Consider the following 12,364-nt stretch of genomic DNA (forward strand, 5'->3'; position numbering starts at 1 on the left):
AAAGCGCGGCTCCGAGGGCGAGATTTGTAGTGCGTGGCTAAGAAAATCCGACATAGACTGGTTCTAACAAGCTCAGATGACTAGCTAAAAAACAGTCATCCCGATCAAGGCTCAAGAGGGTGCAATGGGAATCAACCAGGGTCCGATCAGTCTCGATCAGAAATACACGCAAGGGACAGGGCACATCTTCCTGACCGGTATCCAGGCGCTGGTCCGCCTGCCGATGGCGCAGATCCGCCGCGACCGCGCCGCAGGGCTGAACACCGCAGGCTTCATTTCCGGCTACCGCGGCTCACCGCTTGGCGGTTATGACCAGCAGCTCTTCGCCGCGCGAAAACACCTCGAACAATACAACATCAAGTTCCAGCCCGGCGTGAACGAGGACCTCGCGGCCACCGCGATCTGGGGTTCGCAGCAACTCAATCTCTCGCCCGGCGCCAAATATGATGGCGTGGTCGGCATCTGGTACGGCAAGGGCCCCGGCGTCGACCGCTGTGGCGACGTATTCAGGCACGGCAATACCGCGGGCTCAGCCAAGAATGGCGGCGTGCTCGTCCTTGCCGGCGACGACCACGGTGCAAAGTCCTCGACCGTCCCGCATCAGTCGGACCATGCCTTCATCTCCGCGCTGATGCCGTATCTCTATCCCTCCAGCATCCATGAAATGATCGAGATGGGTCTGCTGGGCATCGCGATGTCGCGCTACTCCGGGTGCTGGGTCGGCATGAAGGTGATCACCGAGACGGTGGAAACCACCGCCGAGATCGACCTTACCGACGAGATGACCCCGTTCGCGATCCCGACCGATTTCGAAATGCCGCCCGGCGGGCTCAACCTGCGCTGGCCCGACGATCGTTATCTGCAGGATCTGCGCCTGCAGGACTACAAGGGCTATGCTGCGATCGCCTTTGCCCGCGCCAACAAGATCAACCGCGTCACCATGGATTCGCCGAATGCCCGCTACGGCATCATGGCGTCAGGCAAGAGCTACGAGGACATCCGTCAGGCGCTGCGCGAGTTGGGAATTACCGAGGAGGTCGCGGCCAAGATCGGACTTCGGCTTTACAAGATCGGCATGCCCTGGCCGCTGGAGCCGGAAGGCGTGCGCAATTTCGCCGTCGGCCTCGAGGAAATCTTCATCATCGAGGAACGCCGTGAGATCGTCGAGAACCAGGTCAAGCAGGAGCTGTTCAACTGGCGCGACGATGTGCGGCCCCGCATCGTCGGCAAGATGGACGATCACGACAAGCGTTTTCTCACTTTCGCCGCCGAACTTAGCGTCGCCTCGCTGGCGAGTTCGCTGACCGAGCGATTGCTTCGACTTAATCTCAATCCTGAAATCGCCGCGATGCTCCGCGCCAAGGCCGACTGGTTCAACGGCCGGCAGGCGACCCAGATGCAGGCGGTGGCGCCTGTCACCCGCACGCCGTATTTCTGCTCCGGCTGCCCACACAACTCGTCGACCAAGGTGCCCGAGGGCAGCCGCGCCTTCGCGGGCATCGGCTGTCACTTCATGGCGCTGTGGATGGACCGCAACACCGAGACCTATACCCACATGGGGGGCGAGGGCGTGCCGTGGGTCGGCGTCGCACCCTTCACCAAGGAAGAGCACGTGTTCGCCAATCTCGGCGACGGCACTTACTTCCACTCCGGCAGCCTCGCGATCCGGCAGGCGGTCGCCTCCGGCGCCAACATCACCTACAAGCTTCTCTATAACGATGCGACCGCGATGACCGGCGGCCAGCATGTCGACGGCGAGTTGTCGCCGCAGCAGATCACCTTCCAGCTTCACGCCGAAGGCATCCGCAACATCTATCTCGTCTCTGAAAATCCGGCTGCCTATCCGGCGTCCGACATCGCGCCCGGCGTCAAGGTCGCGCATCGCGATGAACTTGACGCGGTCCAGAGAACCTGCCGGACGCTGAAGGGCACCTCGGCGATCGTCTTCGTGCAGACCTGCGCCGCCGAAAAGCGCCGCCGCCGCAAGCGCGGCCTGATGGAAGATCCGGCGCGCCGTGTCATGATCAATCCGGCCGTCTGCGAAGGCTGCGGCGATTGCTCGGTGCAGTCGAACTGCATTTCGGTCGAGCCCCTGGAAACCGAGCTGGGCCGCAAGCGCACCATCAACCAGTCGACCTGCAACAAGGACTATTCGTGTCTGAAGGGCTTTTGCCCGTCCTTCGTCACCATCGACGGCGGCAAGCCGCGCCGCCGCGCGCCGGCAAGTCTTGATGGTACGGGCCTCGGCGACATCGGCGATCTGCCCGAGCCGACCTCATTTCCCTCGCTGGAGCGGCCCTACAACATCGCCGTCGGCGGCGTCGGTGGCACCGGCGTGCTGACGATCGGCGCGCTGCTCGGCATGGCCGCGCATATCGAGGGCAAGGCCAGCATGATCCTCGACATGTCCGGCCTCGCGCAAAAAGGTGGCGCGGTGCTCAGCCATGTCCGGCTCTCGGAGCACACCGCCGACGTCACCTGCTCGCGCATCGTCACCGGCACCGCCGATCTCGTGATGGCTGCCGACGAGGTGGTGGCTGCTGCCAAGGACACCATCACGCTTTGCGAAGCCAGCCGTACCGTCGGCGTCATCAACACCCACGTCATTCCGACCGCCGATTTCATCCTCAACCGCGACTTCAATTTCCAGAGCCGCAAGGTCAACCACGTGCTGGAGACCGAGCTGCGCAAGGATTCCTCGTTCTACGATTTCACAAAACCGGCCGAAACACTGCTCGGCGATTCCATCGCCACCAACATCATGATGCTGGGCTATGCCTATCAGAAGGGCCTGCTGCCGCTGTCGGCGAAGGCCATACTGCAGGCGATCGAGGTCAACGGCGTCTCGATCAAGATGAACACGCAGGCCTTCCAGCTCGGCCGTCTCGCCGCCGCCAACCCGGCGCGGCTTGAGGCCATGATGAAGGGCCAGGATGAGGTCGTTACACCGAAGACGCTGGATGCGATGTCGCTCGACGAGATCATCGCCCATCGCAGCGCGCACCTCGCCGATTATCAAAATACCGCGCTCGCCGAGCGTTATCGGGCTCTCGTCAAGCGCGTGCGCGATGCCGCCACCGACGGCGGCTATGGCGATGCGCTGCCGCGTGCGGTCGCGGTCAACTACGCAAAGCTGCTCGCCTACAAGGACGAGTACGAAGTCGCACGGCTGTTCACCGATGGCCGGTTCGAGAAGCAACTCCGCGACCAGTTCGAAGGCGACTTCAAGTTCAACTTCAATCTCGCGCCGCCCATTCTCGGCGGCGGCAAGGATGCGCTCGGCCGGCCGAAGAAGCGCGCGTTCGGCGCGTGGATGATGCCAGTGTTCCGGACGCTGGCGAAACTGCGCTTCCTCCGCGGCACGCCATTGGACATCTTCGGCCACAGTCCCGACCGCAAGCTCGAGCGCGACCTGATCGCGGGCTACGAGAAAGACGTCGCCACCGTGCTCGGCCTGCTGTCTCCGGTGACGCACGATACCGCCGTCGAGATCCTGTCACTGCCCGACCGCATCCGCGGCTACGGCCCGGTAAAGGAGAAGGCGGTGCAGGACGCGAAAGCGCGCTACGAGCAACTCGCCGCCGATCTCGTCAACCCGCCACCCGCGCCACGGCAGATCGCGGCGGAGTAACGCTGCCGTAGGGTGGGCAAAGACGCGAAGCGTCGTGCCCACCCTCGCTCAACGATCGCGGTGCTAGATGGTGGGCACGCTTCGCTTTGCCCGCCGTACGAGGGCTTATACGGAGAGAGCTGTCCTAAGAGGATTGGTCCATCGTTCGCGCGGGAGAACCCCATGGAAATGATCGATCTGAGCCGTGACCTGTTCCACCGCACGCAGACCCATCCCGCCCATCCTCCCGTGATCATCTCCGTGTGGTACGACCACGCCGAGAAGAAGCGCGCGGGTAACACGGACTTTTCCTCCAAGGCTTTGTCCATCGCCTTCAGCGATCATGCGGGAACACACGTGGATGCGCCGGTGCACTTCGATTCCCGTCCCGATGCCCTTTCAATCGACCAGATGCCGCTGGAGAAATTCTATACGTCCGGCATCTGTCTTGATCTGTCCCACGTGCCGTTGCGCCATGCCGTGACGGTCCTGGAGATGGAAGCGGCCCTGGCGGCTTCCGGGCAGGAAATCCGCGCCGACGACACCGTGCTGCTGCACATGGCCACCAACGATCGCCTGTTGGGTCAGCCGGGCTACCTCCACGATTTCCCCGGTCTCGCGGTGGAAAGCGTGCATTGGCTGGCCGACCGGGGCATCGGCATGTTTGGTGTGGAGGCGGTGAGCCCGGCCCCCGAAGGCGAACCCAACTTCCAGGCCCATCTCGCATGCGGCGAACGGGGAATCACGCACATGGAATGCCTTGCCAATCTCGATAAGCTTGTGGGACGCGGTCGATTCCGCTTCATCGGCTTTCCACTCAAGATCCGCGGTGGTACCGCAAGCCCCATCCGCGCCGTCGCGATCTTCGAGTGAACTCGCCACCCGCGCCGAGGCAGATCGCGGCGGAGTAACGCTGCTGTAGGGCGGGCAAAGACGCGAAGCGTCGGGCCCACCATCGCTCAACGATCGCGGTGCTAGATGGTGGGCACGCTTCCGCCTTCGCTCTGCGAGCTACGGCGGACAAGTCGCTTTGCCCACCCTACGCGCTGGACTTTGGGGGCAGGGCTCGCGATCCGATTTCAGAAAAATCCGCGACCGCGCGACCGACGAACTGCCCAATTGAATCAAAAGCTTGTCTCCAGAGCTTCGATGGGGTGTAGTCGCCATCAGCTTGTCACTGCGTTGACGCATGGCCTGCTTCACACCAGCAACGGGTTAGCGGATGGACCAGGCCCTCGCCGATATCGGCATCATCTCCGCCTATCGCTTCGCGGGCGACGGTTCCGCGACGAAGCTCGACGTCACCAACCTCGATGCGGAACTCGCCGATCCGCGTGGCTGGTTGTGGCTGCATTTCAATCTGGCCAACCGCCGCTGCCACGACTGGCTCGCCAGGAGTGTGGCGCTGTCCGATGTCGCGCGCGAAACCCTGCTCGATGCCGACGAGCATATCCGCCTCGATATCTTCAACGAGGAGATCGCCGGCGTTTTGCCCGACCTGCATCAGGAGTTCATGCAGGAGGGCGACGATCTCCTGCGGGTGCACTTTGAGATTTCGGCGAAGCTGATGGTCACCGCCCGGCGCAAGCCGCTGCGCGCGATCGAGCTGACACGGCGTGCGATTGATGGCGGTCGCAAGTTTCCCACCCCGGTGTCGCTGTTCGATGCGATCGTTGACCAGTTCGCCGATGTGATCGGACGCTATTCGGCAGGTCTCGGCGACGAACTCGACATCGTCGAGAATCATGTACTGCACGATGAAATCGACGATGAGCGATTGCGGCTCGGTCGCGTGCGCCTGCAGGCGATCCGCACGCGGCGGCAGCTGTCGCAGATCCGTGCGCTGTTTCATCGCATGGAGACGCGCGAGGACGTCGAATCCGAAACCCTGCTGTCGGCGATGCGCAAGCTTGCGCAGAAGTTCGACGCGCTCGACTACGAGTTCAGCGCGATCTATGAGCGCGCGCGGCTGCTGCAGGACGAGATCGCCGGCCGCATGACGGCGATCACCAACCGCCGCCTGTTCACGCTGTCGGTCCTGACCGCATGCATGCTGCCCTCGACGCTGGTCACCGGCTTCTTCGGAATGAACACCAAGGACATGCCGTTCCAGACCGGTGACGGCGGTACCTTTTACGCGCTTCTGCTGGTGATCGCCGCGGGAGCACTGACCTGGTGGCTGCTCAGACGGACCAAGGCGCTGTAGACACCCTTTTGAGAAGGGCGGAACGATATTCATTCCGAAGAATGCTTGGGACCGGCCGGTCGCTGCCCTTGCGGTGAGCTATGTGCTCCCCATACTCCTGCTACCCATCGCGCTCTATCTGATGCGACTCGGCGCCTAAGAAATGGTAACACTGACCATCGTCCTGCGTGTCGTCGCCGTGCTCGCCTTTGCGGGACTCATGTTGTTGTCAGTCAGCTGGAGTCGCGGACATGCCAAGACGCAAGCACGTCAGGATCGTGGCGACCGAGCACCGGTGGTGGCGAACTTCACTGCTCTCGGCCTTCTCTTCTCATCGCTTCTGATCTTTCCCAGCAGCTCCGCCGGTTTTACGGCAGTTCTGCTGGCGCTGTCGGGGTCCCTTCTTGCGCTAGCGGGCGCCGCCCTCGTCGTCAGATGCCGGGCCGAGCTTGGTGCCGCTTGGAGCTACGCGCCCATAGCAGATCAGAGCACCGGGCTCATCACAACCGGCCCTTATCGCCTCGTGCGACACCCCATCTATCTAGGCCTTGCACTGCTCGTCATCGGCGAAGCACTCGCCTTCGGCAATTGGCCGGCTCTCTTTATTGCGCTGTCGGGGGTCGTCCCGACCTTGGCCTGGCGCGCCCGCGCGGAGGAGAAGCTGCTCAGCCGTACATTTGGCGAGCGCTTCGAGGTTTATCGACAGCGAACCAAGATGATCATCCCGTACCTTCTCTAGACCCTGCCCACGACGTCGACTAACCGTTACGTGATACGGCAAGGAATAATCGCGAACTTTGGCCCGCTACCTTCTGCCCGACCTCCGGACTATGGATATCTGGAAGCTGCGTAGGGTGGGCAAAGGCGCAAGGCGCCGTGCCCACCATTCCATCAGCGTTCGTGACGTTAACGGTGGGCACGCGGAGCCTGTCATCGGGCGCGCATTCGCGCGACCCGGTGGCTTTGCCCACCCTACGAATGACTGCGTTCGCGGGGATGGCGTTCAGCTCAGGGGATGTGAAGAATCCTAACCGCGCCAAAGGCGATCAACAACAAAAACCCTTGCCCAAGTTGCAAGGCGCGAGCCGAGCCCAGCTCCCATCTTGCCTTTTAAAGTCCCGGCGCGATCATCTCCGGAGCCATCCACGAATATCCTTCGAGCTTTCACGAATTCCCAAATGACCGGATGCCGCTTCTGAAAAACCTTCTGAACTTCGTTATGAAAATATCCTGACACGACATCGGGCGGGGAAGCAAATACCTCCGGCACTATTGAGGACAAACCGGCGTCGGTTAGAATATTCCATCGTGAGTTACCGCCCATTACCGGGGATTGCAGGCCGAATATCACCCTGCCGATCCTGCTTTCCCGGATGGCGTAAGAACACATCGCGCAGGGCTCAATAGTTGAATAGATCGTGCACTCATCAAGGCTCGTTGACCCTAACATTTTCTGAGCTGAAGAAATTGCGACCATCTCGGCGTGCCGCGTAACGTCTCGTTCGTTTCTGACCATATTGAGCGATTCGCAAATGAATTCGCCTCGTCGTCCGATGACAGCTGCAAACGGGTATTCCCTCCTTGAACTTGCGGATTGTGCCAGAGCAACGCAGCGGCGCATCATTGCTATATCGAATGCTTCTGAATCATGCTTGGTCATGGCACTGACTTGGTCATGGCACTGACTTTTGCAGTACATCGGCGCCGCCTGATCACCGGCTATGGTTCGTACAGCGGGCGATCACCCTGATGGAGAGTTGGAACGGCTATTGTAGGGTTGCGTTGACGGTTACTATTGAGGTGCCGGAACTGGTCGGACTCTTGCCCGTCGCTTGAACGGAGAAAGCATCGCTACCTCTATATCCTGCCTGCGATGTGTATACGTAAGAAGACCTGTTGAGCCTTTGTAACCTCCCGTGCGCTGGTCTTTGTGAAACTCTCGAACTCAATACTTCGCCCGAAATATTGATGGTAAACAAGCAACTTCCCCCGGAAGCGATCATGATATAGCCGATCGAGTTAAAGCCCCAGCCTGCTGGCGGTGATCCCGACACCACGCATTGGTTCTGGGCAAGTGCCGGCGTCGCTACTGCCAAGCCCAGCGCGACCGCAATAAGTACTGAACGTGCTCGCATTAAACATGCTCGCATTATGTGTGTCATTGGGGTGCTCCATTTGAGGGCCAAATTGTCGGCTCCTGTCGTTCAGATGCAGCCCAACTAGCCTAACCAAAATGTCGCAGGATGCGCATTGCCCTTTAGGGCAATACCCTACGGCATGGCGAAATCTGTCTCCGGGAAATTGCAACTCGTTGCGGGCATTGATGACTACCCGGCTGCGTAGGGTGGGCAAAGGCGCAAGGCGTCGTGCCCACCATTCCATCAGCGTTCGTGGTGTTGACGGTGGGCACGCTTCGCTTTGCCCACCCTACGGCACTGACCGCGTGTATGCTGCCCTCGACGCTGGTCACCGGCTTCTTCGGCATGAACACCAAGGACATGCCGTTCCAGACCGGTGACGGCGGCACCTGGTACGCGCTTCTGCTGGTGATCGCCGCGGGAGCCCTGACCTGGTGGCTGCTCAGGCGGACCAAGGCGCTGTAGGGTGGGCAAAGGCGCAAAGCGCCGTGCCCACCATCCATCAACATGGATGGTGCTGCGCGGTCGACGTGCATAGGTAGGTAAAGCAATGGACACGGTCCACAAGATCGTCACGGAGATGCCGCTCACAGAACTCTGGAACGGTAACGGTCCGCTGGATGCTAGTCGCGGTGAGTATCTGGGCGAGGCAGATATTGTGCTGCTTCTACGGGACGGCTCGAGCTTCGTGGTCGCCGACGTAGGATTGCCCTTGTGGTGGATATCCGAGGACGATCGTTTCGCCTTCTGGAAGACCGAAGTGAAGTCCCGGCTGGTGGTTCCAGACGCCGATGGCTTCATCCAGGACGATTATCCAGGCAGCTATTGCTATGTCGCGACAATGTGGAAGTGCGCATCCACCGGGCCGGTTATTGTTCTGGAAAAGCATCACTGATCTGACTGCGTAGGCAAAGGCGCAACGCGCCGTGCCCACCATCCAACACGCCGCTCGTGAATGGTGGGCACGCTTCGCTTTGCCCACCCTACGGCGCCTCGTGTCCGCTGCGCGCAAAAACGAATTTCACCAGCCATTTCAACGTGATTTGGGTCGTCCAGATTGCGCATCGAAAATATTCCGCTTCTCATTTCCCCCAAATCAGCTCCATGTTTGCGCCATCCCGCCTCATGAAGAGGGGCGTACGCGTCGTCACGATACGTGGAGTGCGGGGAGCGGTGGACGCGATGGCGTTGCGCGCGCGAGGCATTGCAGGGCGGCCTTAAGCATTGTCTTGGGGCTGTGAGCGATTGATCCGCGCAAGACGAGCGGCGCAGTTCGCGTACGGCAAAAGCGTGTGGTTCTGGCACCCGTGGCTGGTGTCAAGCTGACGGAGGCTGAACGAATCCAACCGGGTTCGTTGGGCCGTCAATCTGGCAGCGACGGAGGCAAGAGGAATTCGTCTCCGGGGAGAGCGCGCCATAAGCCGTCAAACCATTGCGCAGGGAAGGCCGGATGCTCTCCGCTGGACCTGTATGCTCGTGTGCGCACTTCTTTGTGCACATTGCACACGAGACCGCGGGTGCAGCGCGCACCCGGTCTTCCCTGCGCCCTCTCATCATGGAGGGGGCAAGCGAGCGGGTACAACTCGGGCGCGTCGCGCCGCGAGAACGCGTAGGTATATCCGCATCTCAGACCTGATACGATTTCCGCTGATAATCATCCCGAGTTGAGTCTGGTCGCTACCTGTCTCGCCCTGCGGAATATCTCGGCGCTTGCCAAGGCAGCCCTGACAGGCCAGAAAAAACCTGGAAGAAGAAACGCCAACGGAGAACGATTTGACCATCAAGGGCAAAGCCTACATTGCCGGGATCTACGAGCATCCCACCCGGCACGCACCCGACAAATCAACCGCGCAGTTGCACGCCGAGGTCGCCAAGGGGGCGATCGAAGATGCCGGGCTCACCAAAGCCGACATCGACGGCTATTTCTGCGCCGGCGACGCCCCCGGCGGCCTTTGGCCGATGGTCGATTATCTCGGATTGAAGGTGCGTCACGTCGATTCCACCGAGACCGGCGGCTGTTCCTATTTGATTCATCTCGGCCACGCGGCAGAGGCGATTGCGGCCGGCAAATGCTCGATCGCATTGGTCACGCTCGCGGGCAAGCCGCGCACCGGGGTGATGCCGCCGCGCGCGGCCGGCGCGGAAGCCGATTTCGAGACGGCTTACGGGGCCACCACCCACAATGCCTACGGCATGTGTGCCATGCGCCATATGCACGACTACGGGACCACCAGCGAGCAGCTCGCCTGGATCAAGGTCGCAGCCTCCCATCACGCCCAGTACAACCCGCACGCGATGCTGAAGGATGTCGTCACCGTCGAGGACGTCATCAACTCGCCGATGATCTCGGACCCGCTGCACCGCATGGATTGCTGCGTCGTCACCGATGGCGGCGGCGCGATGATCGTGACCACGCCGGAGATCGCGAAAAGCCTGAAGAAGCCGCTGGTACGGCTGATCGGCCATGGCGAGGCGATGAAGGGCCCGCGCGGCGGCAAGGATCTCGATCTCACTTATTCCGCCGGCGTCTGGTCCGGCCCGCGCGCCTTCGAGGAAGCGGGCATCACGCCGAAGGACATCAAATACGCTTCGATCTATGACAGCTTCACCATCACGGTGTTGATGCAGCTCGAAGACCTCGGCTTCTGCAAGAAAGGCGAGGGCGGCAAGTTCGTCTCCGACGGCAATCTCATTTCCGGCGTCGGCAAGTTGCCGTTCAACACCGATGGCGGCGGCCTCTGCAGCAACCACCCGGTCAACCGCGGCGGCATGACGAAAATCCTCGAGGCGGTCCGCCAGTTGCGCGGCGAAGCGCATCCGAAGGTGCAGGTGCCGAATTGCGACCTCGCGATCGCCCACGGCACCGGCGGACTTCTCGGCGTGCGTCACGCCGCCTCAACCTGCATTCTGGAGCGCGTGTGATGGCTGAAGCGAAAAAATATCCGGCGCCGGTGACCAATCCCGAGACCGCGCAGTTCTGGGAAGCGGCCAAGGCCGGCAAGTTCCTGATCAAGCGCTGCACCGCCTGCGGCGAGCCGCATTACTTCCCGCGCTCGATCTGCCCGTTCTGCTTCTCCGACAAGACGGAGTGGGAAGAAGCTTCCGGCGAGGCCACGATCTACACCTACAGCCTGATGCGGAAATCACCGACCGGGCCGTACGCCATCGCCTATGTGACGCTGAAGGAAGGCCCGTCGCTGCAGACCAACATCGTCGATTGCGATCTAACGAGCCTGAAGATCGGCCAGAAGGTGAAGGTGGTGTTCAAGCCAACCGATGGCGCCCCACTGCCGTTCTTCACGGCGGCCTGACGAAATTGCCCACACTGCGCGCCAAACAACAAGTCGTCATCCCCGCGAAGGCGGGGATCCAGTAAACGCCGGTGATTACTGGACCCCCGCCGGAGCCTGTCATCCGGCCGGCCAGAGGCCGGACCGGGTGGCGGGGGTGACGAAAGAAAGCGTTGCAACGGCACAAGAAAGATTCGGGAGAGGACGACCGCGATGCCGATCAATTACGAACAGATCATGGCCCTGAAAAATCTCGGCCAGAAATACGCCTACACCGATCGCGAGGTGATGCTCTACGCCTACGGTATCGGCATGGGCGCCGATCCGATGGACGAGAGCGAACTCGCTTACGTCAACGAAGGCACCTTCACCCCGCGGCCCCTCAAGGTCGTGCCGACCTTCGCCTCGGTGGCAGCCTGGGGCTCAGGGCCCGGCGAAATGAATCTCAACCGCGTGATGGTGGTCGACGGCGAGCGCGACATCACCTTCCACAAGCCACTGCCGAGCGCGGCCAAGATCACCGCCGACTCGACCGTGCTTGACGTCTTCGACAAGGGCAAGGACAAGGGCGCCGTCATCCGCCACCAGACCGTGCTGAAGGACGAGAGCGGCGAGAAGCTCGCCACGCTGGTCGCTTCGCGCTTTGCCCGCGGCGATGGCGGCTTTGGCGGACCGTCCGAAGGCCAGCCCGAACCGCACAAGGTGCCGAGCCGCGCGCCTGACAAGATCGTCGACATCACGACGCGGCCGGACCAGGCGCTGGTCTACCGTCTCTGCGGCGACCGCAATCCGCTGCACAGCGATCCCGAGTTTGCGAAGAAGGCCGGTTTCCCGAAACCGATCCTGCACGGCATGTGCACCTACGGCATCACCTGCCGCGGTGTGCTGCAGACCTATGCCGACTACGATCCGTCCGCCTTCAAACAGCACATCGCGCGATTCTCGTCGCCGGTCTTCCCCGGCGAAACCGTGACGATGGAATTGTGGAAGGACGGCAACGTCGTCTCGTTCGAAGCCAAGGTAAAATCGCGTGGCGTCACGGTGATCAAGAGCGGCAAGACGGTGCTTGCATAACTCTCGTGCCCCGGACGCAGTGCAACACGCAGTGTTGCGCTGCTGAGCCGGGGCCCATGACGGAGCC

The 12,364-nt window shown here is 61.5% G+C and carries 10 protein-coding genes; 9 read left to right on the forward strand and 1 reads right to left on the reverse strand.

Going from position 1 to position 12,364, the window contains the following annotated elements; all coding sequences use genetic code 11:
• Positions 1-124 precede the first annotated feature (124 nt).
• The 4 genes from KIP88_RS27475 (at position 125) to KIP88_RS27490 (ending at position 6,534) form a co-directional block, all read left to right on the forward strand.
• Positions 125-3,631, forward strand: a complete 3,507-nt coding sequence (locus tag KIP88_RS27475) for an indolepyruvate ferredoxin oxidoreductase family protein (protein ID WP_214491193.1) — start codon at positions 125-127, stop codon at positions 3,629-3,631.
• Positions 3,632-3,793: 162 nt separating this feature from the next.
• Positions 3,794-4,483: a cyclase family protein gene (locus KIP88_RS27480; protein WP_214491194.1), complete on the forward strand. Its 690-nt coding sequence runs from the start codon at positions 3,794-3,796 to the stop codon at positions 4,481-4,483.
• Between the two features lie 349 nt (positions 4,484-4,832).
• Positions 4,833-5,816, forward strand: coding sequence for a CorA family divalent cation transporter (locus KIP88_RS27485; protein WP_214491195.1), 984 nt, complete (start codon positions 4,833-4,835; stop codon positions 5,814-5,816).
• A 142-nt stretch (positions 5,817-5,958) separates the two neighbouring features.
• Positions 5,959-6,534: an isoprenylcysteine carboxylmethyltransferase family protein gene (locus tag KIP88_RS27490; RefSeq protein ID WP_214491196.1), complete on the forward strand. Its 576-nt coding sequence runs from the start codon at positions 5,959-5,961 to the stop codon at positions 6,532-6,534.
• Between the two features lie 288 nt (positions 6,535-6,822).
• Here KIP88_RS27490 and KIP88_RS27495 read toward each other — a convergent pair whose 3' ends face one another.
• The gene (locus tag KIP88_RS27495; protein ID WP_214491197.1) at positions 6,823-7,455 is read right to left on the reverse strand and encodes a nucleoside deaminase; all 633 of its coding nucleotides are present in this window, start codon (positions 7,453-7,455) and stop codon (positions 6,823-6,825) included.
• A gap of 706 nt (positions 7,456-8,161) precedes the next feature.
• On the opposite strand from KIP88_RS27495, the gene KIP88_RS47910 reads away from it, so the two are divergent.
• The 5 genes from KIP88_RS47910 to KIP88_RS27520 all read left to right on the forward strand — a co-directional run bounded on the left by KIP88_RS47910 (position 8,162) and on the right by KIP88_RS27520 (position 12,297).
• Positions 8,162-8,398 carry a CorA family divalent cation transporter gene (locus KIP88_RS47910; RefSeq protein WP_214491198.1) on the forward strand — a complete coding sequence of 79 codons (237 nt, stop codon included), beginning with the start codon at positions 8,162-8,164 and terminating at the stop codon, positions 8,396-8,398.
• An 85-nt stretch (positions 8,399-8,483) separates the two neighbouring features.
• Positions 8,484-8,828 (forward strand): hypothetical protein, encoded by a 345-nt coding sequence (locus KIP88_RS27505; protein WP_214491199.1) that lies wholly within the window; start codon positions 8,484-8,486, stop codon positions 8,826-8,828.
• Between the two features lie 878 nt (positions 8,829-9,706).
• On the forward strand, positions 9,707-10,855 hold the full coding sequence (locus tag KIP88_RS27510; RefSeq protein WP_214491200.1) for a thiolase domain-containing protein: 1,149 nt from the start codon (positions 9,707-9,709) through the stop codon (positions 10,853-10,855).
• The gene (locus KIP88_RS27515; RefSeq protein WP_214491201.1) at positions 10,855-11,244 is read left to right on the forward strand and encodes a Zn-ribbon domain-containing OB-fold protein; all 390 of its coding nucleotides are present in this window, start codon (positions 10,855-10,857) and stop codon (positions 11,242-11,244) included. Before KIP88_RS27510 ends, KIP88_RS27515 begins: the two co-directional genes overlap by 1 nt.
• Before the next feature lie 192 nt (positions 11,245-11,436).
• The gene (locus KIP88_RS27520) at positions 11,437-12,297 is read left to right on the forward strand and encodes a MaoC/PaaZ C-terminal domain-containing protein (RefSeq protein ID WP_214491202.1); all 861 of its coding nucleotides are present in this window, start codon (positions 11,437-11,439) and stop codon (positions 12,295-12,297) included.
• Positions 12,298-12,364 lie beyond the last annotated feature (67 nt).

The sequence above is a fragment of the Bradyrhizobium sp. SRL28 genome (genome assembly GCF_018596315.1).
In the GTDB taxonomy this organism is placed as follows: domain Bacteria; phylum Pseudomonadota; class Alphaproteobacteria; order Rhizobiales; family Xanthobacteraceae; genus Bradyrhizobium.